The 26,487-nt window shown below is 41.1% G+C and carries 19 protein-coding genes; 6 read left to right on the top strand and 13 right to left on the bottom strand.

From position 1 onward, the window contains the following. Nucleotides 1-32: 32 nt before the first annotated feature. The 5 genes from OQ289_RS08440 to OQ289_RS08420 all read right to left on the bottom strand — a co-directional run bounded on the left by OQ289_RS08440 (nt 33) and on the right by OQ289_RS08420 (nt 5,090). Nucleotides 33-1,052 (bottom strand): lysylphosphatidylglycerol synthase transmembrane domain-containing protein, encoded by a 1,020-nt coding sequence (locus tag OQ289_RS08440; protein ID WP_270090299.1) that lies wholly within the window; start codon nt 1,050-1,052, stop codon nt 33-35. After that, nucleotides 1,042-2,004, bottom strand: a complete 963-nt coding sequence (locus OQ289_RS08435) for a CDP-alcohol phosphatidyltransferase family protein (RefSeq protein ID WP_033564459.1) — start codon at nt 2,002-2,004, stop codon at nt 1,042-1,044. The genes OQ289_RS08440 and OQ289_RS08435 overlap by 11 nt, the downstream gene beginning before the upstream one ends. Further along, the gene (locus OQ289_RS08430; RefSeq protein WP_033564458.1) at nt 1,970-2,875 is read right to left on the bottom strand and encodes a hypothetical protein; all 906 of its coding nucleotides are present in this window, start codon (nt 2,873-2,875) and stop codon (nt 1,970-1,972) included. The genes OQ289_RS08435 and OQ289_RS08430 overlap by 35 nt, the downstream gene beginning before the upstream one ends. A gap of 13 nt (nt 2,876-2,888) precedes the next feature. Continuing rightward, the gene (locus OQ289_RS08425) at nt 2,889-3,596 is read right to left on the bottom strand and encodes a nucleotidyltransferase family protein (protein ID WP_270090298.1); all 708 of its coding nucleotides are present in this window, start codon (nt 3,594-3,596) and stop codon (nt 2,889-2,891) included. Nucleotides 3,597-3,761: 165 nt separating this feature from the next. Next, nucleotides 3,762-5,090, bottom strand: coding sequence for an inositol-3-phosphate synthase (locus OQ289_RS08420; protein WP_033564456.1), 1,329 nt, complete (start codon nt 5,088-5,090; stop codon nt 3,762-3,764). Between the two features lie 481 nt (nt 5,091-5,571). Between OQ289_RS08420 and OQ289_RS08415 the strand changes: the two genes are divergently transcribed. From OQ289_RS08415 to gdhA, 4 genes are all read left to right on the top strand, one after another. Continuing rightward, entirely contained in the window at nt 5,572-6,591 is a 1,020-nt protein-coding gene (locus OQ289_RS08415; protein WP_270090297.1) for a methionine ABC transporter ATP-binding protein, read from the top strand. Then, nucleotides 6,584-7,237 carry a methionine ABC transporter permease MetI gene (gene metI / locus OQ289_RS08410; protein ID WP_270090296.1) on the top strand — a complete coding sequence of 218 codons (654 nt, stop codon included), beginning with the start codon at nt 6,584-6,586 and terminating at the stop codon, nt 7,235-7,237. Before OQ289_RS08415 ends, metI begins: the two co-directional genes overlap by 8 nt. Nucleotides 7,238-7,257: 20 nt before the next feature. Continuing rightward, nucleotides 7,258-8,070 (top strand): MetQ/NlpA family ABC transporter substrate-binding protein, encoded by an 813-nt coding sequence (locus OQ289_RS08405; RefSeq protein WP_052144095.1) that lies wholly within the window; start codon nt 7,258-7,260, stop codon nt 8,068-8,070. Nucleotides 8,071-8,191: 121 nt separating this feature from the next. Further along, nucleotides 8,192-9,523 (top strand): NADP-specific glutamate dehydrogenase, encoded by a 1,332-nt coding sequence (gene gdhA / locus OQ289_RS08400; RefSeq protein WP_033564453.1) that lies wholly within the window; start codon nt 8,192-8,194, stop codon nt 9,521-9,523. Nucleotides 9,524-9,657: 134 nt separating this feature from the next. On the opposite strand, the gene OQ289_RS08395 is transcribed toward gdhA, so the two are convergent. From OQ289_RS08395 to OQ289_RS08370, 6 genes are all read right to left on the bottom strand, one after another. After that, nucleotides 9,658-11,580 (bottom strand): acetoacetate--CoA ligase, encoded by a 1,923-nt coding sequence (locus OQ289_RS08395; RefSeq protein WP_033564452.1) that lies wholly within the window; start codon nt 11,578-11,580, stop codon nt 9,658-9,660. 64 nt (nt 11,581-11,644) lie between these two features. Continuing rightward, nucleotides 11,645-12,691, bottom strand: coding sequence for a ferredoxin--NADP reductase (locus OQ289_RS08390; RefSeq protein WP_033564451.1), 1,047 nt, complete (start codon nt 12,689-12,691; stop codon nt 11,645-11,647). 66 nt (nt 12,692-12,757) lie between these two features. Then, the gene (infB, locus tag OQ289_RS08385) at nt 12,758-15,838 is read right to left on the bottom strand and encodes a translation initiation factor IF-2 (RefSeq protein ID WP_033564450.1); all 3,081 of its coding nucleotides are present in this window, start codon (nt 15,836-15,838) and stop codon (nt 12,758-12,760) included. Between the two features lie 103 nt (nt 15,839-15,941). Beyond that, on the bottom strand, nt 15,942-17,180 hold the full coding sequence (nusA, locus tag OQ289_RS08380; protein ID WP_033564449.1) for a transcription termination factor NusA: 1,239 nt from the start codon (nt 17,178-17,180) through the stop codon (nt 15,942-15,944). Between the two features lie 2 nt (nt 17,181-17,182). After that, complete coding sequence (gene rimP / locus OQ289_RS08375) at nt 17,183-17,653, bottom strand: ribosome assembly cofactor RimP (RefSeq protein WP_081981191.1); 471 nt, start codon at nt 17,651-17,653, stop codon at nt 17,183-17,185. 107 nt (nt 17,654-17,760) lie between these two features. Then, nucleotides 17,761-18,540, bottom strand: a complete 780-nt coding sequence (locus OQ289_RS08370; RefSeq protein WP_270090295.1) for an XRE family transcriptional regulator — start codon at nt 18,538-18,540, stop codon at nt 17,761-17,763. Between the two features lie 112 nt (nt 18,541-18,652). Between OQ289_RS08370 and OQ289_RS08365 the strand changes: the two genes are divergently transcribed. Beyond that, nucleotides 18,653-18,985: a hypothetical protein gene (locus tag OQ289_RS08365; protein WP_270090294.1), complete on the top strand. Its 333-nt coding sequence runs from the start codon at nt 18,653-18,655 to the stop codon at nt 18,983-18,985. Nucleotides 18,986-19,020: 35 nt separating this feature from the next. Here the strand turns inward: OQ289_RS08365 and OQ289_RS08360 are convergent, their stop codons facing one another. Next, nucleotides 19,021-22,167: a tolB protein precursor gene (locus tag OQ289_RS08360; protein ID WP_270090293.1), complete on the bottom strand. Its 3,147-nt coding sequence runs from the start codon at nt 22,165-22,167 to the stop codon at nt 19,021-19,023. 44 nt (nt 22,168-22,211) lie between these two features. Beyond that, a complete protein-coding gene (locus tag OQ289_RS08355) occupies nt 22,212-24,572 on the bottom strand; it encodes a transglycosylase domain-containing protein (protein ID WP_270090291.1) in 2,361 nt (786 codons plus the stop codon). Nucleotides 24,573-24,812: 240 nt separating this feature from the next. Between OQ289_RS08355 and rpoN the strand changes: the two genes are divergently transcribed. Further along, nucleotides 24,813-26,276 carry an RNA polymerase factor sigma-54 gene (gene rpoN / locus OQ289_RS08350; protein ID WP_270090290.1) on the top strand — a complete coding sequence of 488 codons (1,464 nt, stop codon included), beginning with the start codon at nt 24,813-24,815 and terminating at the stop codon, nt 26,274-26,276. Nucleotides 26,277-26,487 lie beyond the last annotated feature (211 nt).

Raw genomic sequence — 26,487 nt, 5'->3', positions numbered from 1 at the left:
ATATTAAAAATCCCCAGGCACACATTTGTGCCTCAGACCTCCACCTCCACCATTTTCCGAGCTTTACTTCGTTTAGCAAAGCTCATCATCAACAGACCTATAGCAATCCACACCAACTCACGTATACGAGTTGCAATACCTATGAATACGCCTACTGAAGCCGCATACCCAACACTAGCAACAGCCATTGCCATACCTCCCTCACGCGTCCCCAATTGCATCGGAAAAAAGAAAATAAGATTAGCAAACAGTGACGAGCCCGAACTCACGATTAAACACTCCACATACGTCATTGGTAAGCCCAAAGCGTGCGCTATGAAATAAATCTCGGCACATCCCACTACACGCGCAAAAAATTCCCAACATAAGGAAGTATAAAAATTTCTTTTACGATCCACATACAACGACCTTACCTGTCCGTCTATATCATTTAACAATTCATGATGGCTTTCTGCAAAAACAGCAATCTTCTTACCTACAAATGGCAGTTTACGCAATGATCTCATCAAACTCACCGTCACCCCTTTTCTATACACCTTAGAAAACCACCATACACCTAATACAGCCATCAAAATAATCGTCACACATGCGATTACTACAATCTTGCTCGCCGGTACAAACCAAAGAATCAATCCAACCGATGCCACCCAAAAGACCAAATGCGATAAAATATGCATCATTGTATACAGCAAGACCGAGGAGCCTGCCTTGGAGCTACCGACATAAGGCTTGAGCTCCATGATACGATAAGGTTCTCCCCCAAGTGCCACAAAGGGAGTAATATAATTAATTGAAAAACCAGTCACGATAAGTTGAAATATCTTCCCAAATGGCAACTTCGTCCTTGGATTACCCTCCTCATGGATGATATCCCGCAAAGCCATCGCATTCATTAAATATATAATCAACCAACTGATCAAAACAGGTATAAACCACCAACCTGTCTTTTGGATATTCTCCCAAATAACATCAGGTCCTAGTGCATAGATCATGTATCCTAATGTGCCTATACCTAAAATAAAGAAGATAACCTTATATATCTTACTCGCCATACGAGTTCTCGTTTTTAAGTTTATCCACAAAATAGCCACTCACCTTCTCCTGTCTATTCACCATGTAGATAAGAATAGGATTCAATATGAACATATCAAAGAAAAAGTACAACCACACCTGATCGATAAACAACCACAGAAATAAAAAAATCACACGTGTATTGAATTGCACAATATTGGTGTACTTCATCAATGGACGATTCTTCGCCCTGAACTCCGTTACCAAGCCTTGAGGCAGCTGATCTACATATTTACCTTTAATCAACGTCAGCAATTGCTGTAACTTCGGAGAGAGGCGTTCCTGCATACGGGTGTAACCCAAGTAGCCGTTTAAGACAAATTTACTGAAAGCTTGTTTTCTCCACGTCATCTGGTCAAATTCAGCCTGTAAATCACGGCTGTTATCCAATTCACTGCCCGCTTTTCCTTTAATAAAATACAGATGTACATTTCGATAGTAATCCGCCATAGCCGATTGGAATACATGTGATATGCCTGCCAACACACCAGGCACCCATATCCAAGCACTCCACCCTTCATTCATTAGGCGAAGACACAATGCAATATGGATAGAAGCAAACCAAAAATCACCCGCAAAGCCATCCAGAATCCGACCAAATCGGCTTTTATTATCCGTCATCCGTGCCAGCTGACCATCAGCCGAATCCAATGAATTGGCAAATACCAGCAACAGCATACCCACTACATTCAGTCCCAAGGACTCATAGTAAAATAAAATACCTGCCGCCACACCAAAAAAGATGCTGATGATAGTCACCGCATTTGGTGTGATTCCTATCTTAGCGCACACTTGTGCTATTCTAAAACCAATCGGTCTGTAAAACCAGATATCGATTCGTTCTTCGGTATCATTAGATTTGAGGGATTGTTCAAAAGCTGTCCCCTCTTCAGGTGGATTAGGAGTGTTGTATACGGGTGTCTCTCTTTGCATTTTGTTGAGTTGTAAAGACATGAATTAAAAGATTAACAATCGCTTCAGAAGCTTCTGCACGACAAGGTGCAAAACTAGGCCAGTCATTGAGATCAATGATATGAAAATCTCCCTGCGGGCCAATAATGACATCCCCACCGTAGATTTGAACACCTAGAATATCGGCAGCCCGATCAGCTGTGCTTTTCAAAAGAGCTTCATCAAAAGGGTAATGCACCGTTTCGCCATTGATTTGCTCGTACACAGCATACTTGTGATGATTATGTTCATATGGATAGAAACAATAGAAGAACCCAGTATTTCTTACTGCATAGAATTTAAGTAAATCCCCAACCAAGTGTTCCGAAATAACTGCTTCCTTGATTCCCCTTAAGGCATATTCATTCAGTATATATTGTGCTTCTTCGGCTGAGGATGCAAAAGTAACATCTTCTTTGTGAATGGCATGAAAATCTCCTCTCTTTATCCACACGCCCTTGCCCGCCAATGTATTGAATATATCCCTTATATCAGACGTCGTGGCGACAACATAGCTCTTCGGATAGGGCACTCCACCATCCAACAATGCATTTGTCATATTTGTCCGAAAACAATTTTCAATTCCTACTCCGGAATTGACCACCGTCTTTCCTTCATTTTCTAATTTTTGCAATTTCTTCACCAAGGTCTTTGTACGCCCCATAGTCACAATAAAATCCTGTGATACAGACTCCTTTGCTAAAAATTCATCTTCGTTGCAAATCTCTACCTCAGCACCCTTTAAGGTGAGCTTTTCGCATACTTCATTAAATATTGCAGCATCGTTACCAATATGATTTGGCGAGAACCGACTTTTTCTCGTCACACCCAAAATCTTTGTTTTTTTGGCCATCTTTATTTTATACTTATTTCTCCAACAGAAAGGCTTCCGCCATTTCTTTATCCTTAAGATGGTCAACATCGACCACTTTTTCAAAAACATGTCCCTTAACTTTCAGTTTATTGGACAACAATGCTCTTTGGTAATTTCTCATTCGCGTATTTCCCTCCATCACTGATTGGTTGACAACCGCTATTGCATTCCTGCGCAAGCCATAGATCCCTCCCGAGACGTACTCAATTCCGCTAACATAACGATCCACAAAACCGGTAATCTGCAATTTCTGATCCACTTCCACATACAGCGGACTTTCATCATCCACAAAAGACGTTATCCCCATAAAAGCATCCGATTCCTGATCGATATTGAATTGCTGCAGATATTTCCCAAAATCAGCCTCTTTAAAGATAGTATCCGTAGTCGTCAAGCACACCGCATCCCAATCGGGGTTGGCTTGGATCAACGCATGAAAACTGTGTAATGAACTCGGGGTATCTTGGATGAGGAGGATAATGGGGACATCAAAAGCTTCAGTAGTCAGATATTTCTCGAGCAAAGGAGATTGACTATTGATAATAACATGAACCTGTTGTGCACCTTGGTTTGCAAAGATTTGAATCAAGCGACCAATCATAGGCACACCATTCAAAGGTAGTAAGGGTTTGGGAATATCGATCCCTTCCTCTTTGAGGCGAGATCCTTCTCCAGCAGCTATAATAGCAAAGTTCATCATCTTCTATATTAAAAAATTACCATTACTGGTTTGATAAAGTTGTAATGGTAATGGGAAGAGGCTGTCCGAAAAGATGCCCTCACAGGCAAATCAAGAGATTCTGAACTTGCTCAGGGTGACATTTTTGAACAGCCTCCTCTAAAAATTTATGTGCGCAATTAGCAATTATTGAATACTATCGACTAGCTCCTGGTAGTAATCTAAGCCTAAATGCGTTATTAAATCTTCTCCCATAATATGGCGAAGTGTATTTTGTAATTTCATCAATTGCTTGAAGATATCATGTTCAGGGGGCAATCCTGGTGCTGTCTGCGGAGACTTCAAATAGAAAGATAACCACTCTTGGATACCTGACATACCTGCACGCTGTGCCAAGTCGATAAACAAAGCCAAATCCAAGGCAACTGGGGCTGCCAAGATTGAATCCCTACATAGGAAATTAATCTTAATTTGCATTTTGTATCCCATCCATCCAAAGATATCTATATTGTCCCAAGACTCCTTATTATCTCCGTGTGGAGGGTAGTAATTAATCCGCACTTTATGATAAAGATTACCATATAGTTCCGGATTTTTCTTCGCATCCAGGATTTCTTCCAATACAGACAATTTTGACACCTCCTTAGTCTTGAAGTTATCTGGATCGTCCAGCACCAATCCATCCCTATTGCCGAGGATATTTGTAGAAAACCATCCCTCTACACCCAATGCCCTAGCCTGAAGTCCTGGAGCGACAATCGTCTTCATTAACGTTTGTCCCGTCTTGAAATCCTTGCCAGCAATAGCGACGCCATTGACTTGTGCCAATTCCTCAATAGCAGGAACATCACAAGTAAGATTTGGAGCACCGTTTACATAAGGTACACCTTCCATCAATGCAGCATAGCAATAGATCATACTTGGCGGAATACGCTTGTCGTCGTTGTCAAAAGCTTCTTCCAATTTTGCTAACGTAGAGAAAGCATCATTTGTTTCAATATATCTTTCTGTAGAACCGCACCATACGATTACGATACGATCAAGACCATTTTGCTCTTTAAATTCACGAATATCACGACGGGCAGCATCAGCAAGCTCACGACGGGTAGACTCGGTCTTAATATGAGTACCATCCAAGTTCTTGACAAACTCCTTATCAAAGACCGCTTTCATAGGCTTTATAGCCACCAGCGTATCTTTTACTTGGTCCAATTGACTTTGTTCCAATACCTGAGCTTTTGAGGCTGCCTCGTATACGTTGTCCTCGTAAACATCCCAACCACCAAAAACAATATCCTCTAGCTTAGCCAAAGGAACGAAATCCTTAATCAATGGATTTCTATCCTCAGTACGTTTTCCCAAACGGATGCGACTAAGTTGTGATACAGACCCAATCGGCTGAGACAACCCTTTGTTAATAGACGCCACACCTGCGATAAGAGTTGTAGCGACTGCACCCAAGCCCGGAATTAAAATACCCAATTTTCCGTTGGCTTGTTTCACCTGATTTTCCATATTAATATAATCTATTTTATTGTTCTGAACTGATACAATTTAACTATAATTTGTGGCAAGTTAAGAATTTTAGATAATATTCTATTTACAGGAACTTAATATTTGACGTATTTACCATTTAAACTAAATGGTCAAAAAACCACAAATACTTAATCATCAAATTCAATAAAACATAACATACTCTATATAAAATACTTATATTACAAATATAGTTCTCCAAAAGGCCTCTCTCTTGGAAATAGCGTCCGCAATAAATTGCTAAATTTTGACAATTTCAACCGCATCCAAATTGTTTAAATAATTCCTTATAATTCATATTCTTATAAAAATGCGTTTACTAACTGAAATTGTACACTATAAAATACCTTGGAAAAAAAAGAAAGATTTGATACCTTTGATGCTAAGATAATAACTTTATAAATAAGCCTTTCCACGCTCAAGAGAAAGGTTTTTTTGTTAAAAATGTTATTAATATAGCTACATGGTAGAGTTAGTCAATATTTCAAAAACATTCATAAGTAAGGGAAATACCACCCCTGCCTTGCAAGATGTTTCTATAACGATTCCTTCTGGTCAGATTTTCGGTGTAATCGGGAGTTCGGGTGCTGGAAAAAGCACCCTAATCCGTTGCGTCAATTTGCTCGAACGACCCGACACAGGAAGCGTGATTATCAATGGTCAAAATTTCATACAGCTTAGCGCTGCTGACCTCAACGTAAAAAGACGTGAGATAGGTATGATATTTCAACATTTCAACCTATTTTCCTCCCGTACAGTCTTCGGCAACGTCGCATTCCCGCTCGAACTGATGGGCATGTCAAAAGAAAAAATACAAAATAGAGTCGACGAGCTATTAGACCTCGTTGGTTTATCAAATAAAGCTCATGACTATCCAGCGAAACTTTCAGGTGGACAGAAACAACGAGTCGCTATCGCAAGGGCATTAGCCAACAACCCTTCTCTTTTATTATGTGATGAAGCGACGAGCGCCTTGGACCCTAGCACCACGAAATCGATCCTTCAACTGCTGAAATCCATCAATACGCAATTAAATCTCACCATTCTATTGATTACACACGAGATGGATGTCATCAAGACAATATGCGATCGCGTAGCTGTACTGGAACACGGTAAACTTGTGGAGGAAGGCACGGTCGAACAGATATTTACAGACCCTCAACACCCTGTAACCAAACAGTTTATCCAATCTTCCTTTCAAGCAGACCTTCCTCTTTCCTTACAAAGCCAGCTTAAGACAGAGGGAAGCCCCATCGTCAAGCTTTACATCACCGGCGACGAAGAGCAACGTTCCATCATATCCAACTTACAGCGGACATACGGTGTGGAGGCCAAACTAATAAGTGCTCAGATAGAATACATAGGCCATACCAGCTTCGGTCTTTTATTCATGGAACTCAATGGAACACCTCAAGCGGTGGCCAATAGCCTAAGCTATTTGCAACTGGATTATTCATCTTTTGAAATTTTAGGATATGTCTGATACCATCTTTACCCTTCTATTACAAGGTACCATTGAGACCCTAATCATGACATTTGCATCCGGCTTCTTTGGATTCCTCATTGGACTTCCTACAGGAATTACCTTATTCTTGACCAGAAAAGGGCAGGTCATGGAAAATAAGGGCATACATCACACCATCTCTATCCTCGTCAATATTTTCCGTTCCATCCCTTTCATCATCTTGATTGTATGGATGATTCCATTTACACGACAGATAGTCGGCACATCCATCGGTATCTCCGCCGCATTGGTCCCCCTTAGTATCGGAGCCGCTCCATTCATTGCTAGATTAGTAGAAAACAGTCTTTTAGAAATTCCTAAAGGGCTCATCGAAGCAGCAAGAGCCATGGGCGCTACATATAGACACATAATATGCAAGGTATTACTTCCAGAGAGTCTACCTTCATTAGTCAACAATATTACGATTACATTAATTACCTTAGTTGGATATTCAGCAATGGGCGGCGCTGTAGGTGCAGGTGGTCTTGGACAAATTGGATACCAATATGGTTATATTGGCTACGACAGCGTTATCATGAATGCGGTACTCATTCTCCTGATTATAATCGTTTTCATTATGCAATGGACAGGAGACTTTCTCTCCAAAAAAACAAACCATAGGTAATATTTAAAACACACAAAACGATGATCAAATCACTATCAACAATACTTTCTCTCTCACTACTTTTCTGCACCTTTTCAAGCTGCAATAGCAGCAACAAACAAGACAGTAAGGTAATTAAGGTTGGAATAGTTTCAGGCCCCGAGAAGGAAATTGCAGAAGAAGCTGCAAAAATAGCGAAGGAGCAATATGATGTCGATGTAGAATTAATTACTTTCAATGACTATGTGGTGCCCAATGAAGCATTAAATCAAGGAGATATCGACGCCAATGCCTTTCAACATCAACCTTATCTGAATGAGCAATCCAAGCAAAGAGGTTACACCTTGACACCTGTGGGTAAGACATTTGTATACCCAATCGTCGCATACTCTAAAAAAATAAAGCATATCGACGAACTAAAAGCAGGACAGACCATTGTCATTCCCAACGATCCAACCAATGGCGGACGGGCCCTACTCCTACTTCAAAAACAAGGCCTTATCACCCTGAAAGAAAACGCCGGTGGATTACCCCGTGTGACGGACATCACATCCAATCCCAAACAGGTCAAATTCTTAGAGTTAGAAGCCCCTCAACTTCCTCGTGTACTAGATGATAAAGAAGTGTATGTAGCCGTCATCAACAATACCTTTGCTGCCCAAGCAGGATTAGACCCAGAGGTTGATGGCCTATTTTCAGAAGATAAAGATTCTCCATATGTCAATCTAATCGTGACGAGAGAAGACAATAAGGATGATGAGCGCATTAAAAAATTCGTAGAGGCTTATCATTCACCAGAAGTAGAAGCCGTTGCCAAAAAAGTATTCAAAGGACACGCCATTAAAGGTTGGTAAAATCCACCTTTTGAATATATAAAAATTACAAACTTTATTAGCTGAAATTGTATTAATATCAACAATTTCAGCTTTTTTTTTATATATTAGCAACAATAATTTACAAACTTCCTATTTCCATATGTCGAAAGTATACAAATCATTCATTGATTATATCGAAAAACGTAATCCTAACGAACCAGAATTCCTACAGGCGGTTACCGAAGTCGCTGAGGATTTAATTCCTTATATCGAAGAATATCAACCCGAGCTTTTAAAACTAAAAATCCTTGAACGTCTTGCTGAGCCAGAGCGTGTGGTATCTTTTCGTGTAGCTTGGCTTAACGACAAAAACGAGATTGAGGTAAATCGTGGATATCGTGTACAAATGAATAGTGCCATCGGACCCTATAAAGGAGGTTTACGATTTGCACCCAATGTCAATTTAAGTATCCTCAAGTTTTTGGCATTTGAACAAGTATTTAAAAATAGCCTGACCAGTCTTCCAATTGGAGGTGGTAAAGGTGGTTCTGATTTCAATCCAAAAGGTAAATCTGATACCGAGATCATGAAATTTTGTCAAAGCTTTATCTCGGAGCTCTACCGTCACATTGGAGCAGAGACCGATGTCCCTGCAGGAGATATTGGCGTAGGCGAACGCGAAATTGGATACATGTTTGGACAATACAAACGTCTTCAAAATAATTTCACTGGAGTATTGACCGGAAAAGGTGCCAACTGGGGAGGTTCATACATCCGTCCAGAAGCCACAGGCTATGGATTACTATACTTTGTATCCTGTATATACGACTATCGCAACGAAGAATTAAAAGATAAGATTGTGACCATCTCAGGTGCAGGAAACGTTGCTTTCTATGCGGCTGAAAAAGCAATCCAACTAGGTGCAAAAGTAGTCACGCTTTCCAACAGTCAGGGTGTCTTATATGATGAAGAAGGCATTACCTCAGAAAAATTAGCGTTTGTAGCTACTATAGGTCGTGATTTGGATAAATATGTTTCCAAATATCCAACTGCAAAATACTACGAAGGCAAAAATCCTTGGGAATTCAAATGTGACATCGCTTTACCTTGCGCCACTCAAAATGAATTGGATGCCGATGATGCACAACTACTTATCAACAACGGATGTACATGTGTCGCAGAAGGTGCTAACATGCCTTCCACTGCTGAAGCCATCAAGCTATTCCACAAAGCCAAAGTCATTTTTGCCCCAGGAAAAGCAGCCAATGCTGGCGGTGTAGCCGTTTCAGGTTTAGAAATGTCACAAAACTCTATCCGAGAGCAATGGACCAAAGAAAAAGTAGACAAGAAATTACATGGCATCATGAATAACATCCATAAGACCTGCGTCAAATACGGACACGATGATAACCATATCAATTACCTAAAAGGAGCAAATATTGGTGGCTTTCTGAAAGTTGCCAAAGCTATGATTGCACAGGGAGTTGTCTAGTCTATAAAGGGGAACTATCCTCTTATGAAGAAAGGTAGGTGTTTTCAAATATCATCATTTGGAAAAACCTACCTTTCTTTTTTTTTAAAAGCAGCATCGATCTTTAAATATCGTACTCCATCCCTACCATCGATTTAGGAAAATTGCTTATCCGCCATCAACCAAAAATCCAAAGCAGCCGGATTTTTAACGACATCTATACTGACAGCGCGCGCTATAGGGATCCCCATCATAATCTTCTTTACAGGAATCTCTAATTTCTTTCCACTCATCGTATACGGGATATCAGGGACTTCAACAATTTGGTCAGGCACATGTCTAGGACTATACGTAGAACGCAATCGTTGTTTGATTTCGACACGAAGCACGTCATCCAACTTAACACCCGCTTTCATTTTTATGTACAGCGGCATTACAGCACTTCCATCCTTGCCATCTATACAAATAACAAGACTATCCTCTATTTCCTCAAAGGTACTCAGCACGTTATAGACCTCAGCTGTACCTATCCGTACCCCACCCCTATTTAATGTTGCATCCGATCGTCCGTATATGATAACACCATTATTATGCGATGTAATCCTTATCCAATCACCATGACACCATACTCCTGGGTATTTTTCAAAATAGCTCTCCTGATATTTGCGATTGTCCTCATCTTTCCAGAAATATAAAGGCATCGAAGGCATAGGCTCTTCGATAACCAACTCACCGACTTCATCATACACAGCAACTCCAGCCTCATTGTATGCAACCACCTTAGCTCCTAACGTTCGACATTGTATCTCCCCAGCATACACAGGTAAAAGCGCATTACCCGATAAAAAAGCACTGCACACATCCGTCCCACCACTCAATGACACAATTTGAGTATCCACGAACTGATGCTGAAGCCATCTAGAGGTATCTGGAGGTAGCGGCGAACCTGTCGACCCTATAGTCTTCAAGTCCATAGACAGTATCTTCAAATCCAAATCATGACAAGAAGTGAAATAAGTAGCTCCGGCCCCTATATGATTGATCTTCTGCTCAGCAGCAAATTTCCACATAGAAGTCCGTTCAGGAAATACAGGCGACCCATCATATATACATAAGGTAGCACCCACCAATAAAGAGGCTAGCGCATAGTTCCACATCATCCAACCTGTAGTAGAATACCACATAAATCGATCTCCTGTCTGAACATTCTGATGAAGTGCCATCGCTTTGAAATGTTCAATCAAATTTCCGCCCGAACTATGGGTAATGGCTTTTGGCTTACCAGTGGTACCCGACGAATACAAAATCCAAATCGGATGATCAAATGCCACCGGCACAAAATACAACGGCATACTGGTATCTACCTCGTTCCATATAGTCTGCCAAATATCCCCGTGCACCAATACAACATCACGAAGCGAAGGTACATGATTCTTGATTTCGGTTGCAGCATCTCGCTTATCATATACCTTTCCATTGTACGAATAGTCCTTATCTGCAAAAAGAATCTTAGGTTCAATGACCTCAAATCGCTCCACGACACTCGCAATTCCGAAGTCTGTAGAACAGCAAGACCAAATCGCACCTATCGCATTAACAGCCAAAAAGATAGCAAGGGTTTCAACTGTATTGTTTAGCAATCCAGCTATACGATCGCCCTTCCGAACTCCTTTTTTTATCAAAAATTGTTGAATGGCCTGTACCTGAAAAGCCAAATCATCCCATGAAACTTCTTTGACTACTGCGTTTTCGGATTTATAGATGACAGCTGGTCGCTCCTGTGTATGACGACGAAAGATATGTTCGGCATAGTTGATAGTCGCCCCCTTGAACCACTCATTGCCAATAAATCCCTGTGACGAAGTCTTCAAAACAGACTCATAAGGTGAGTGCGATTGGATGTCAAAATAGCAATAAATAGATGTCCAAAAATCAGCTAACTCATCAACTGACCATTGCCAAAATTCATCATAATTGCTAAAAGAACGGCTATAATTTTGCTCTACATACGTTTTAAACTGATAGATAGTAGAGTCGTTTCGATATTCCAGTCGAGGTTGCCAAATTAAATCACTCATACATGTGTAGCAATTGGTTATGCCCCAAACTTAGACAAAATGCATTGCATTCACAACCTTATATTCATAACACATCGATTACCGTTCCGTCCTCGGTAGGATGACCTGTACACAACAATATACGTCCATTGTCTACTTCTCGATCGGTCAATATCTCGTTATAATCCATCCGTACATGACCTTTGGAACATTGTGAAATACATGTACTACACATACCTGATTTGCAGGAATACGGCAATTTAATCTTATGCTCAAGACCAACATCCAAAATGGATTTATTATAGGGAATAGTCAATGGGTAAGACTGACCTTGGAAATTCAAGAAAATATCGTAACTCGTTTCATCAACGATTTTCTCCGTCTCATCATCATCGTCCTCTTCATTCTCGGGTAATAAGAATGTTTCCCGTCGAATCTGATGTTCTGGATACCCCATACCCACAAGTGTAAATCTACAAAGGTCCATATAGATCACTGGTCCGCAAGTGAAAAATAAAGTATCCGGCTGCTGCTCGGAGACATGTTCGCCCAGGATATCATAAATAAAATCCCGATTCAATCTGGCTTTCATCAAGTTTTTACTATTCGAGAATACCCATATAATATGAAATCTAGAGGGATATCGTTTTTGCCAATCATCCAGTTCCTCTAAGAAAGGAGTTTGCTCAGGAGAACTGTTGCTATAGACCAACACGACCTTTGATTGTACCTCAGCGACCAAAGCAGTCTTCAATATGGAAAAAAGCGGTGTAATGCCAATACCTGCGGCAAAAAGAAAAACAGTCCGTTGCGTATCAACAACAGGTTCATATACAAAAAGCCCCTGAGGCTCCAACACCGATATCTCCTGCCCTGTTTCTATCTTATGATGCAAAAATCGGGATATCTCCCCATTATCGACACGTTTTACTGCAATGCTCAATGGTTCATCAACATATGGCGAGCTTTTAAAGGAATATGATCGTCGGATCTCCCGTTCATCAAACGTAAAAATGAGCGTCAAAAATTGACCTGCTTTGTAGGCAGGATAAGTACCTTCAACAGGATCGAAATCAATAGAAATATTCTGATTAGGCTCTTGCCTTAAAGCCGAAATACGAAGCTTGTGCATATTTCAAAGATAATAAAAAACCCCATCTCTTCTGGAGATGGGGTTTCAGCTATATGTAAAAATTAATTACAATTTACGTTTTACTTCTACTTGCTCGAAGGCCTCTACGATATCACCCTCGTGGATATCGTTATATCCTTGGATGTTAAGACCACATTCATATCCTTGAGATACTTCCTTCACGTCATCTTTGAAACGTTTTAGAGAGGCAAGTTTACCGGTAAAGATGACAACACCATCCCGTACGATACGAATATCGCTGTTTCTGTTGATTTTTCCATCTAACACCATACAACCTGCAATCGTGCCCACCTTTGATATTTTGAATGTTTCGCGAATTTCAACGTTCGCAACAATCTTCTCTTCCAATTTGGGAGCTAACATACCTTCCATAGCCGACTTCAATTCCTCAATAGCATCGTAGATGATAGAGTAAAGCCTGATATCGATTTGCTCCTGCTCAGCAAGCTTACGAGCACCTTGTGATGGTCTTACCTGGAAACCGATGATAATCGCATCCGAAGCAGATGCCAACAATACATCCGACTCTGAAATCTGACCAACAGACTTGTGGATTACATTTACTTGAATCTCGTCTGTTGACAAGTTCAACAATGAATCTGACAACGCCTCGATTGAACCATCCACGTCACCTTTCACAATAACGTTCAGCTCCTTAAAGTTACCGATAGCCAAACGACGGCCAATCTCTGCCAGTGTAATATGTTTCTGCGCACGCATACCTTGCTCACGTTGCAACTGTAATCGCTTGTTCGCCACTTGCCGTGCTTCCGATTCACTTTCTAAGACGTAGAATTTATCCCCTGCAGTCGGTGCACCTGCCATACCCAAAATTTGGACTGGCGTAGATGGTCCTGCTTCCTTCACACGTTCGCCACGTTCATTGGTCAAAGCCTTCACTTTACCACTGTGTGATCCCGCAAGGATTGGATCTCCGATACGTAATGTACCACCTTCAATCAATACTGTTGTCACAATACCGCGTCCCTTATCTAATGCCGACTCGATAACAGATCCCACCGCACGCTTCTTAGGATCAGCCTTCAGATCTAACATTTCTGCTTCCAGTAATACTTTTTCTAGCAACAAATCTACATTCAGACCTGTTTTACCCGAGATTTCTTGACATTGATATTTACCACCCCAATCTTCTACCAAGATATTCATGACAGACAACTGTTCACGTATCTTATCCGTATTAGCACCTGGTTTATCTACTTTGGTAAAAGCAAATACGATTGGTACTCCTGCCGCTTGGGCATGGTTGATAGCCTCCTTTGTTTGAGGCATCACACTATCGTCCGCTGCAATTACGATAATCGCGATATCCGTAATCTTCGCACCACGTGCACGCATGGCCGTAAAGGCCTCGTGACCCGGTGTATCCAAGAATGTAATCTTTCTACCGTCTTCAAGTTTCACTGCATAAGCACCTATGTGCTGCGTAATCCCCCCGGCTTCACCACCTGTAACGTTAGCTTTACGGATATAATCCAGTAAAGATGTCTTACCGTGGTCAACGTGTCCCATTACCGTAACAATAGGTGCACGCATCACTAATTCATCGGGACTATCCGGCTCTTCCAGCTCAGCTACTTCTTCATCCTCAGGCTTGATAAACTCAATTTGATATCCAAACTCATCTGCAACAATTGCTAAAGTCTCTGCATCCAAACGTTGGTTGATCGAGACAAATAGACCAAGGCTCATACAAGTAGCGATAATCTGTGTAACAGATACATCCATTAGATTGGCCAATTCATTTGCGGTTACAAATTCTGTTACACGCAATACTTTGGACATCATTTCTTGTTCCAATGCAGCCTCTTCTGCACTATGTGCTACCTCATCACGTTTTTGACGACGCAATTTGGCACGTTGAGCAAATTTACCAGATTTACCAGCACCACTCAAACGAGCAAGTGTTGCTTTGATTTGATCTTGGATTTCCTTTTCTGAAGGTTCTTCCTTGTTTTCAACAGGTTTTGTTCTACCTTGGAAACCAGGTCTATTACCACCTTTTCCTTGATAATTTCCACCGGGGCGATTTTGATTATGACCACCAGGGCGGTTTTGATTATTACCTCCAGGACGATTTTGGTTATTTCCAGGCCCAGTTTGACCACCTTGACCACCCTGTCCGCCTTGACCACCACCTTGTTGATGACCGCCCGGTCTATTTTGCTGCTGATTATTCCCCCCTGTATTTGGAGCATTGTTCGTACGCTTACGCTTACGCTTTTGATCATTAGCATTACCTGTGGCGTTTGAAGAGGAAGCCACTGGTCTATCTCTATGAGATGGACGCGCAACCGGCAATTCAATTTTGCCAATCACTTTAGGACCACTTAAACTCTCGGCTCTTGCACGAATAACATCATCCTGAGGAGCTGCTTTCTTGACTTCTGGCACCGGAGCGGGTTTTACTTCTTCTTTCTTCTCAGGCTGAACCACAGGTTTGGTTTCCTGGACAACTGGCTTAACAGGCTCTACTATCTTAGGAGCTTGTACAACCGGAGCTTCTTTCGGAATCTCGACTTTCTCTGTAACGACTGGTTTTGTCACTTCTTTAGGCTTTTCAACAGGTTCTATAACCTTTTCCTCTTTAGCTTCAACCGGCTTAGGTTCATCGGTTTTCTGCGAAACAGGCTCATTTGTTTCTTCATTTTTCTTAGGCTTACCTTTTCCCAAGCTATCCAAGTCAATCTTTCCTACGATTTTCATTCCTGATAAATGGGGATGATCTTCGGTAGCTTTCTTTTCTTCAACATCTTTTGGCTTCGCCGGAACTGCAGCTTCGACAGGAGCATTCTTAATCAAAATCTCCTTCACCTCAGTCGTATCCTCTTTTTCAGAGACAGATTCTTTAGGTGCCACATTGCCACTTCCAGCAGGCGACTCATCACGGCGAATTTTACCAATTACGATTTGCTTTGCCTCGTCCTTAACAATCTTGTCACCTTGAAATTCGCTCAAAAGAACACCGTACATCTCCCCTGATAATTTAGTATTAGGCTTCGATTCCACATCAAAACCTTTTTTTACTAAATAATCAACAGCGGTTGCGATACCAATGTTAAGTTCTTTTGCTGCTTTTAGTAAGTTTATGCTTTTACCTTCTGTCATTTATTATGTCCTGTAATTATAAGTATATACAAAAATATGTTTTTTTTACTTGTAACTCACAATTTATTCAAAATTGCTGTATGAATAAATTGTGAGTCCAAGGCTATTCAAACTCGGATTGCAGAATGCGGACCAACTCTTGAATCGTATCTTCTTCCAAATCTGTCCGTCTGACCAACTCTTCTTCTGTCAAAGAAAGCACAGACTTTGCAGTATCTAGACCTACACGTTTCAATTCCTCGATAATCCAGCCTTCGATTTCGTCGCTGAATTCTTCGATATCCACATCCTCATCAAACTCATCATTCTCCCGGTATACGTCAATTTCGTATCCGGTCAATTTACCTGCCAACTTGATATTGTGTCCACCACGACCAATCGCTAAAGATACTTGGTCAGATTTCAAATACACCGCCGCAGCTTTGTTTTCTTCATCAATTTTTATTGAACCAATACGTGCAGGACTTAAAGCCCTCGTAATGTATAAAGAGTGATTTGTCGTAAAATTAATAACGTCAATATTTTCATTTCTCAACTCTCTGACGATACCATGGATACGCGAACCCTTCATTCCCACACATGCTCCAACCGGATCGATACGATCATCATAGGATTCAACAGCTACCTTAGCGCGCTCGCCCGGTTCACGTACAATTTTCTTGATGGTAATCAAACCATCGAAAATCTCAGGAACCTCTAACTCAAACAGACGCTGTAGAAATTCAGGTGCCGTACGAGAGATGATAATCTTTGGATTATTATTCATCATATCGACCTTGTGCACTACCGCACGAATACTATCTCCTTTTTTGAAATAATCGGCTGGAATCTGCTCGGTCTTTGGCAAAATCAATTCGTTACCATCATCATCTAATACCAAGATTTCTTTCTTCCAAATCTGGTACACCTCACCGATGACCAACTCTCCCTCGCGATCTTTGTACTTTTTGAAGACCTCGTCCTTCTCTAGTTCCAAAACTTTAGAAACTAAAGTCTGACGTGCAGCCAAAATTGCGCGACGACCGAAACTTTCTAATGTAATCTGTTCGATATAGTCATCACCGACCTCCAGATCAGGATCGATTTGATTCGCCTCAGCCAATTCAATCTCCAAATCATCGTCTTCTGAAAATTCATCTTCAACGACCACACGGGTACGCCAAATCTCTAAATCTCCGTTATCAGGATTGACGATTACGTCCACATTCTCATCTGTACCGAAGCGCTTCCGAATCATACTGCGAAATACTTCTTCCAATACAGAGATTACCGTAGGTCGGTCAATGTTTTTAAACTCTTTAAACTCCTGAAAAGAGTCAATCAAATTGATATTGCTGCTCATTTTTACTTAAATGAAATTAACACCTTTGTTTCTGTTATCTGTTCAAATGGAATCACCGCTTGTATTAATTCGGCCTTCTTCCCTTTTTCTTTTTTACTCTCTTCGATTGTAATTGCAGTAGAAGACACCTCCAAAAGCTTACCCTCACGTTTTTCGCCTTCAGGGGTCTTGACCTGCACACTACGTCCAATATTCTTTTCGTACTGACGAACTAATACCAAAGGGCTATCAATTCCCGGAGAAGAAACCTCTAATCGGTAAGCGGTCGCAATGACCTCTTCTTCTTCCAAATGAAACCCCACGTGCCGACTAATTTTAACGCAGTCCTCAATGGCTATTCCCTGATCCCCATCCATCAAAATCTCCAATACTCCATTCCCCTTCATATGGATGCTTACTATAAATAAATCGGATCGATCACTTATCTTCTCTAAAACCAATTCTTGAACCCGCTGTTCTATTTTTGTCATCACTTGCTTAGTTAATAAGTCAATAAAGAATTAAAAAAGGGGGCATACCATGCCCCCTTCCTTTCAGATTGTACAAAAATACAAAATATATTTTTAATTTCAAAAATTTTTCACCCTTTACCATTATCAACCACTGCACTGATTGTCTTTTGCATCTGCGCCATCATAGACGTCAAAGTCTCCATAGTAGGTTCAGGACTTGGCTCAGGAAGCTCTGTTGAAATAAAAGCTTTCGCTTTCCAAATCTCCAAAATATCACCAGACGACACCCAATAAGGATCATAGGTCTTATTATCCGAAACCAATTTAAGTCCCTTGTCCTCCTTATATTTAAAAGCCACCCTTTTGTACACCACCCCTTCCTCTCTCGATACAACGACATAGGTCTGCCCAGGCTTCACATCATGCCAATTCTCGACATACTCACCTATAATTACAGCTCCTGAAGGTAAGGGCAACATGGAATCACCCTTGATTTCAAATGCCCGATAAGTCCCTTGATTGAACATCGGCAATGAAAACTTAGGTAAATCTGCCACATACTCTGGGTCCCCATATCCATTCATATATCCCGCACTCGCCTTTACGGGCACCAATTCGATATTCTCCCGATCGTCCTGATTGACGGTGACACTTAGCACACGCATACTAGAAGCATTACTCTTAGGTGTTGGCTTCCACTTTTCATCAATTTCTTCATTCGCTAACTCATCCATTGTCAAATCAAAACATTCCGCTATTTTTTTTAGCAACTCATATTTTGGTTCAGCACGATCCTCCTCGTATGCGCCCACCGAAGCACGCTTAATACCCATTAAATCAGCAAATTGCTGCTGTGTTAATCCCTTTTTTCTCCTGAGATACTTCAGATTTGAGGCGATGTTAGACATATATTTTTAAAATAAAATTTGTAAATACTAAAATAGTTAGTATAATTGCACTAACAAAATTAGCAAAAAGGTTTATAAAATCCAAATATATTAGTCACAACAAGGAGGAAATATGAAAAAATACTGCATCTACATCGCATCAGACAGCAATCGCCGTCATCTTGAAGTCAACATGAGCTGTGACATTCAGTCCACTTATCAAGAGATGAGAACCATCCATTCCTCCTTATTCAGCCAAAGCATCAAATTGAGTAGCATTGTTTACGTGGAATATATGGACGCTCTTGAACAAGCAGAAATTCGGGTGCGCGAACTTTTCGCCTTACCTCGTATTGTCAAAGAGCGATTCGTCAGAAAACAAAATCCAAATTGGAAAAACCTTTGCACCTTAACCCCTTCTTTAACTATCCCTAATAACAAAAAAGCTGTTGCATATCTTTCCTAATGCAACAGCTGTTCTCTTCCTCCGGGCACTAGCGTTTACCAGCCCGGAGTGAAGTTAATTCCAAATGTCCCCGTCTTGGAGTTCGTTTTGACAAACGGGAAAGCATAATATGGCTCTAATATCATCGCTCCAAAAAGATTGATACGAAGCGATACCCCAGCACTCATCACTGGAATCTTATAATTTGGATCAGGCCCCATTACCGGCTGCCCATCCGAACCTATTAAATCCTGACCATTCCGATCCGTCAAAGGCACTATAGGCCTATCATCTGCTGACCACACCACCTTATTTCCTTTCGACCAGGCCAATCCTGCATCAAAGAATAAGTTTAAATCCGAGAATAAAAATCCTGATTTAAAGGCCGCCAATTTTTCTGGCCCTGTAAATGGCAGTCGCACCTCAAAATTGAAAACCGCCGTCCTAGACCCCATCAAATCGGATAGATTCACCTTTCCAGATTGATCAAAATCTCCACTTTCAAAACCACGGACTAAATACGGATACCCAATATAGAGCGGATAAAGTGCATTTTCACTATTCCCGAGGCGAGCATATGAATAAAATCTCGCGGCTAAGGTGACTGGCTGATATCGATTGTATTTTCGTAAATCTATATTGACAGCAGAGAAATTATAATCTCCAAAATACTGCTCAGCTCCTACTCGATACCGATATCCCTGCAAAGGAGCAGCAATACCAAATACAGAATTGTCTCCCACAAAGCCAGTATTCACTTGTTGGATTACAAAAGGTTTCAAATTTCCAAATCCAAGTTGAGACGCCTCTTCATTACTCAGCTTCTGCCGATCGCCATAACCATAATAGTAGCTCTGCCTCCATTTATCTACACGATAGCTATACCGCATGAGGGCTGCTCCGAGCTCCACCCTATGGTGCCTATTAAATGGATACGCGACAAACATCTCGGCCTGTTGTTGGAAAGTCCGGATGATGTACGTATTCAACGACGCCTCTTCTCCATTGCCAAAATCCTCCAAACCATACTCATTATAAGCCGATATATATGGAAGATGCGAAATAGCGCCACCCCAATTGAAGCGTCCCTTCTGATTGATATAAGCCACCTGCCCTCCAAAATCCTGAATCTCGCCGTTTACATTTAGAGCAGCAAATATCTGGTTGTACCCCAAAATATCCGAAAACATCCCTTGTATACCACTGGATATACCCGCTCCGTATCGGCTACCTACCGACATGCCTATCCCACTATTGGCCAAGTAATCCAATTTGAACTTAGGTTTATACGCGATTGTGTTGATCTGGTCATCTCCGATACGTTCAAAGGCGTTAAAATTTCGAAGATTGGTATTCACCACATTCACACCACGACTCACCGGAGGAGGTAACATCGCCGCATCAAAATTGACAACGCCCGCATCCACCACTGTCCCCGTGAACTCCGAACTCTTGGCATGATATACACTGTAGGCATTATTCTTAAAATAGGAATATACGATATCATCATGCGCAGAGACACTCATAGCAGGTGAATACTCCGTAATCCCGCTGATTCCGGTAAAATAGTCCGTTAATTTTTCTACCTGCCCTGATGACAGCGTATATCGGTACATATTTCGATAGCCATCGCCGTTAGAAAGGAAATAGATTTGCTCGCCATTGGCCGAGAAATGAGGGTTTAGATTATTGGCACCTGGAAACAATTCCAAATTCCGGATTTGCTTAGAGCCCACGTCCACTATGGAAAGGTTCATTGGAATATCCACAGAACGATTATTCGCTGCCAACGATACGCGGTCCGTACTGAACACGATCGATTTACCATCACGGGAAAAACTAGGCTGAAAATCTGAATACACATCATTCGTCAACTGATTCAATTTCTTGCTCTTCAAATTGTAGATATAAATATCGCTATGTCCATTCCTTAATCCCGAAAACGCAACATGATCCCCGTCTGCAGCCCAGGTAATATTTGTGAATTCTGTAATATCGCCCATCGCCTCGACAGATAGTGTCTTACCCGTCTCCACATCCACGGTCATCAACTTATTCTTACCCTCACTAAATACCGAAAATGCAAACTTTCGACTATCGGGAGAAAATGTTCCAGCGGATTCCAGAAAGCTGAATTCATCAATATCCTTATTCGTCAGCCTACTCCCCAGTTTACGTATCACCTGCCCCGATTGCGAATCAGCGAGGAAGAGATCAATGCTGAACATGTCCTTCTCTGAAAGAAAGGCCACATATTTTCCGTCTGGAGATATTGCTGGAGACACGTTCATGCGGCCAGAATTGCTGGTATTCAGGATCGCCTTACCAATTGGTCGCGACACCGTATCCTTTCCTGAGTTCTTGTACATGGTCTCCATACTGCTCTTCCAAAGATTGGACATCGTCTGCGCATCGTAGCCAAAGACTCGCTTCATAGCCATTTCGTATCCATACTTCGCTGTTTCGATAAACAAAGGCATGATGACAGTATCGCCATAAGTAGAGCCTATATATGACCAGAAGGCTTGCCCATATCTGTAAGGAAAATACTTGTAAGATTGTTCGGTCATCTGTTTCAGCGATGGGATATCCTTATTGAGATACGCATCCCGCATCCACATCGAGGTAAAGGCATCTTTCTTACCAATAGAAAAATACTCGGCCATCCCCTCCACCATCCAAAGAGGAAGGTTAGCAATGTTCTCCAACCGTGTCGAATCACCCCCATCAATTAATACTCGATATTGAAAAGCATGTACCAACTCATGCCCCAACACATGTCGGGTCTGTTGGTTAATCTGCATAATAGGCATCACCACACGCTGCTTAAACGCCTCCGTAACCCCACCCGTACCGACACTTATTTCCCCGGATATTGCTGTAGTTTGCTGGAATTCAGGGTGATTGCTGTAGATAATAACAGGATTCTTGCGTAAGAATGTATCTTGAAAGACCTGCTGGTGCAACTCATACCAAACTTCACTTTCCTTAGCCAACCATCTCACCATACTATCGTTTTTCAGATAATAGTACAAATCAAAATGTGGCGTCTCATAGACGTTGAACTTCAACTTCTTGTACCTCATCTTATTCTGACCGAAATATTGGGCTTGGCTCAGATTAGGTAATACAAAACAAAATAAGAGCAACGCAAATAGGAATCTAGTTCCAATTAAAAACCGATTACGTAAAGTTCCTTTCATTTAATTCAATTAAGTTATCAAAAATTGGCAAGCATATTCGTGTATTACAGCACCGGACCCGCCCTGTCTTCCCCATCATTAGGCAGCGGCAAAGGCAAAACCTCCGTCTCCGTCCCTCCTTCACCTTCAATAAATTCTCCTTCTGGCATCTCATCCCCAATAGCTGTACTATCCGATTCCAATTCAGGAGCAGGCAATCGAGGACTTTCACATTTATATTTCTTTGTAATCTCAACGGTAGCCTCTGGAAATTTACCGAAGGTATACCCTAATTCAGGGCGCTTATAAATCTCTTCCATAAACATTCCAAAGATAGGCAAAGCGGTTTTTGACCCTTCTCCTGTATGTGAATTCTTGAAATGTATACTTTGCTCGTCACAGCCTATCCATACACCAGTCACCAAATCTTTGGTTACTCCCATATACCATCCGTCTACATAATCTGAAGACGTACCCGTCTTTCCGCCGATTTGATTTTCTTTCTTGAACAAATCCCATTCCCAAAGCGCCTGTGAAGTACCTCCAGGTTCTTCCATTCCTCCTCTTAACATATATGTCATCAGCCAAGCGTTCTCTTTCGTCAATACCTCTTCTTCTTTGGCCTTGAATTCCGCGATTACCTTTCCATCAAAATTTACGATTTTGGAAACTAAAATAGGATCCAAACGCTTACCTTGATTCATAAAGGTAGCATATGCACGTACCATTTCATATACCGAAACATCATTCGAACCCAAACTGACCGATGGCACCGATTTCAAAGGACTCTCGATACCACATCGATGAGCCGTTTCCACGACCTTATCCCATCCCACCTCTTCGGTAATTTGTGCCGTAATAGAATTGACCGATCGTGCCATCGCCCAACGAAGCGACATATCTCTGTAACTGAAATTCCAATCGGCATTCTTCGGTTCCCAATATTCATCCACACCATCTTTTACTCCTGCAAAAATACGTACAGGTTTATCAACATATTTATCACATGGAGATTTCCCTGCCTCCAAAGCCGCTAAGTACGCAAAGGGTTTGAATGTAGAACCCGCCTGACGTTTGGATTGATTAACATGGTCAAATTTGTAATATTTGTGATTAATCCCGCCTACCCACACTTTTATCTTTCCGTCATAAGGATCCATAGACATCATCCCTGCATTGAGCATCACTACATAATGCCGAATAGAATCCATGGTAGAAAGCTCCTTCTTTTGATTACCGTTCCAAGTGAAGATTTCCATTTCTTTAGGCCTATTAAGATAATAATTGACACTATCCATGCTATTGGGATACTTCTTGATTAAAGCAGCATAATAGGGCGTCTTTTTCGCCAGATTTTCAATGAAATTAGGAATGACATTCCCCTCTTTGTCACGCCAAGGCTCCTCGCTACCCCATGCATTCTTTAGGCGTTGCTGTAAGAACTTCATTTGCTTGGAAACCATCTCCTCAGCGATTTTCTGCATCCTAGAATCAATGGTGGTATAGATTTTAAGCCCATCTTTGTAGATATCTACGTCATTCTCCTCACTCCATTTTTCCAACCAACGCTCTACAGCTACTCGTAGATACGAATCATTGGAATCCTGTCGATCTTGATTACTTGCATTAAGACCCAATTCCTGAGCAGCAAAGTGCTTTACCTCATCCGCTTTCAAATAACCTGCTTTCTGCATCTGAGATAATACAACATTTCGACGTTGAAGTGCGTTTTTGGGATTACGAAGCGGGTTATAAAGTGTTGTACCTTTCAACATCCCAATCAGCATTGCCGCTTCATTGACAGTCAGTTGGCTAGGCATCTTATTGAAGTACCGAAGTCCAGCGGACTTGATTCCATACGCATTGTTACTGAAAGAGACCGTATTGAGATACATCGTTATAATATCATCTTTTCCATACTTACTTTCCAGTTTGTAGGCCGTCATCCATTCTTTGAATTTATTAACGATCAATCCTACACCAGGGACTTTGCCCAAAATACCAGCCGAGGTATTGTAACGGGTACGATATAGATTCTTGGCAAGTTGTTGGGTGATAGTACTGGCACCCCGTTTATCCCCCTTCAGTGTCGAGACCACACCAGAGACCAAGCCTAGAAAATCGATGCCATTATGTTTATAAAATCGTATATCCTCAGTGGCTACCAAGGCATTGAATACATTAGATGAAATACTATCATGAGGTACAGGATCCCGATCTTCCTCAAAATAGCGGCCTATGAGTACAGAATCTGCAGTATATAATTCGGTAGATATATTAAGCGACGGCATCACGATGTCCTTTTTTGTCGGAGAATATCCAAAAAGCCACAAGAAATTAATCTGTACCGCACAAACAACCAGAACAATAAAATAGATAGCTATAATAAAATAACGCAAAAACTTATTTTTGACACGTCTAAACATGATGTAAATATGGAAAATACTTTTGGTAAAAAAGCTGTTTAAATGCATTAATTAGAGACACCCTAATCAAAATTAACGAATTTTAACATTTATATCTGTATGCTTACAAACTGGACTTTATATGGCTTTTGATACCCATATTATCCAAAAGCCATATACCTTTAGTAGATTTACCTACAAGATGTAAACATTTAAATAATTATTGCATATTTTTACAGCAATTAGTTCATCCGAAAAAACATGTTGAAGCAAACTTTACAACAGAAACTTTTACAGAAACTTTCACCTCAGCAGATCCAATTCATCAAACTGCTTCAGGTGCCCACAGTTTCATTAGATGCCCGAATCAAAGAAGAATTAGAAGAAAACCCCGCACTAGAAGATGGTAGCTTGATCAACATGAATGAACCTGTTCAGGAATATCCAGATAAGGATCCTGACGAACAATTCGAGGGTGAAGACAACTCATTTGAGGAAGATTTCAGCGTGGATGAATATATACAAGAAGGTGATTTTAGTGACTACGGTAGCTCCTATGGAGGTGATGACGAAGATGATCGCAAAGAAATCCCGATTGCCGTTCAAAATTCATTTTTTGAAAATCTGCAAAATCAACTAGACCTCTTGGCTTTGGACGACAAGGACTTCCTTATTGGGCAACAGATTATCGGCAGCTTAGATGATGATGGCTATCTACGTAGGCCCATTTTATCCCTGATTGACGACCTTGCTTTCTCTCAAAACGTCATAGCTACTGAAGAAGAAGTGCTCGAAATGCTCAAAGTAGTCCAAGATTTTGAACCCGCAGGAATAGGTGCACGCGATTTGCAAGAATGTCTACTCATCCAGCTACGTAAAAAAAGCCAAAACAGCTCTACTATAAATCAAGCGATTACAATTGTTAAAAACTATCTCGACGAGTTTACCAAAAAACACTATGATAAGCTTGAGAAATCCTTAGGTTTAACATCTGAAGAGCTGAAAAGCATTATTAACGAAATCCTAAAGTTGAATCCCAAACCAGGAGATTCTGGCGCAGTAGCGGGCAAGCAGCTGCATATCATCCCTGATTTCCACATTTCCAATAATGATGGTGTCCTACATCTCACGCTCAACGGCCGTAACGCTCCCGAACTTCGGGTGTCACGCTCTTATCAAGAAATGTTTGAGCATTATGAAAAGGTTGAAAAAAGCGATAAAAAGATGAAGGAAGCGGTTCAATTTGTCAAACAAAAGTTAGACTCTGCAAAATGGTTTATCGACGCCATCAAGCAAAGACAACAAACCCTACTTAAGACCATGAATGCCATCATGGAATACCAGTATGATTACTTCTTGACGGGGGATGACCGTATGCTTAGACCCATGATCTTGAAAGATATTGCCGACCGAATAGAGATGGATATATCAACCGTATCCCGTGTAGCTAACTCTAAATATGTGCAGACCGAATTTGGCACTTTCTTATTGAAATCATTCTTTTCAGAAGCTATACAAACAGACTCTGGTGAAGAGGTTTCTAACAAAGAGGTCAAGAAAATCCTAGAAGAATGCATTGCCAATGAAGACAAACGCAAACCTTTAGCTGATGAGAAGCTAACTGACATTCTGAAAGAAAAAGGATATTCAATAGCACGACGTACAGTAGCTAAATATCGAGAAGCTTTGAACATTCCAGTAGCACGCTTGAGAAAAGAGCTTTAATCAAAAATGCTCTCAAAATTTCAGAAAGAATCACCACTATATCTAATCGTATGCGTTTGATATGCTATCGAGCGCATACGATTAAATCAATTTTAAGCTAGCCGATTCCTATTTGCACCGCCAGACGATTCGAAGGCCTTAACACTGTCCATGACCGCAACCACCCACCTCTACGCATATCTACACTATTACGACCTTAAATAAAAAATAT

This window comes from Sphingobacterium sp. SYP-B4668 (genome assembly GCF_027627455.1).
Taxonomy (GTDB): Bacteria; Bacteroidota; Bacteroidia; order Sphingobacteriales; family Sphingobacteriaceae; genus Sphingobacterium.
Note: the sequence above shows the minus strand (reverse complement) of the source record. Positions and strands in the feature narration are given on the sequence as shown.

Bases quoted from the DNA above. Each gene is read 5' to 3' on its own strand.
- OQ289_RS08440 (WP_270090299.1), bottom strand. From the start codon at position 1,052: ATGGCGAGTAAGATATATAAGGTTATCTTCTTTATTTTAGGTATAGGC.
- OQ289_RS08435 (WP_033564459.1), bottom strand. From the start codon at position 2,004: ATGCAAAGAGAGACACCCGTATACAACACTCCTAATCCACCTGAAGAG.
- OQ289_RS08430 (WP_033564458.1), bottom strand. From the start codon at position 2,875: ATGGCCAAAAAAACAAAGATTTTGGGTGTGACGAGAAAAAGTCGGTTC.
- OQ289_RS08425 (WP_270090298.1), bottom strand. From the start codon at position 3,596: ATGATGAACTTTGCTATTATAGCTGCTGGAGAAGGATCTCGCCTCAAA.
- OQ289_RS08420 (WP_033564456.1), bottom strand. From the start codon at position 5,090: ATGGAAAATCAGGTGAAACAAGCCAACGGAAAATTGGGTATTTTAATT.
- OQ289_RS08415 (WP_270090297.1), top strand. From the start codon at position 5,572: ATGGTAGAGTTAGTCAATATTTCAAAAACATTCATAAGTAAGGGAAAT.
- metI (WP_270090296.1), top strand. From the start codon at position 6,584: ATGTCTGATACCATCTTTACCCTTCTATTACAAGGTACCATTGAGACC.
- OQ289_RS08405 (WP_052144095.1), top strand. From the start codon at position 7,258: ATGATCAAATCACTATCAACAATACTTTCTCTCTCACTACTTTTCTGC.
- gdhA (WP_033564453.1), top strand. From the start codon at position 8,192: ATGTCGAAAGTATACAAATCATTCATTGATTATATCGAAAAACGTAAT.
- OQ289_RS08395 (WP_033564452.1), bottom strand. From the start codon at position 11,580: ATGAGTGATTTAATTTGGCAACCTCGACTGGAATATCGAAACGACTCT.
- OQ289_RS08390 (WP_033564451.1), bottom strand. From the start codon at position 12,691: ATGCACAAGCTTCGTATTTCGGCTTTAAGGCAAGAGCCTAATCAGAAT.
- infB (WP_033564450.1), bottom strand. From the start codon at position 15,838: ATGACAGAAGGTAAAAGCATAAACTTACTAAAAGCAGCAAAAGAACTT.
- nusA (WP_033564449.1), bottom strand. From the start codon at position 17,180: ATGAGCAGCAATATCAATTTGATTGACTCTTTTCAGGAGTTTAAAGAG.
- OQ289_RS08370 (WP_270090295.1), bottom strand. From the start codon at position 18,540: ATGTCTAACATCGCCTCAAATCTGAAGTATCTCAGGAGAAAAAAGGGA.
- OQ289_RS08365 (WP_270090294.1), top strand. From the start codon at position 18,653: ATGAAAAAATACTGCATCTACATCGCATCAGACAGCAATCGCCGTCAT.
- OQ289_RS08360 (WP_270090293.1), bottom strand. From the start codon at position 22,167: ATGAAAGGAACTTTACGTAATCGGTTTTTAATTGGAACTAGATTCCTA.
- OQ289_RS08355 (WP_270090291.1), bottom strand. From the start codon at position 24,572: ATGTTTAGACGTGTCAAAAATAAGTTTTTGCGTTATTTTATTATAGCT.
- rpoN (WP_270090290.1), top strand. From the start codon at position 24,813: ATGTTGAAGCAAACTTTACAACAGAAACTTTTACAGAAACTTTCACCT.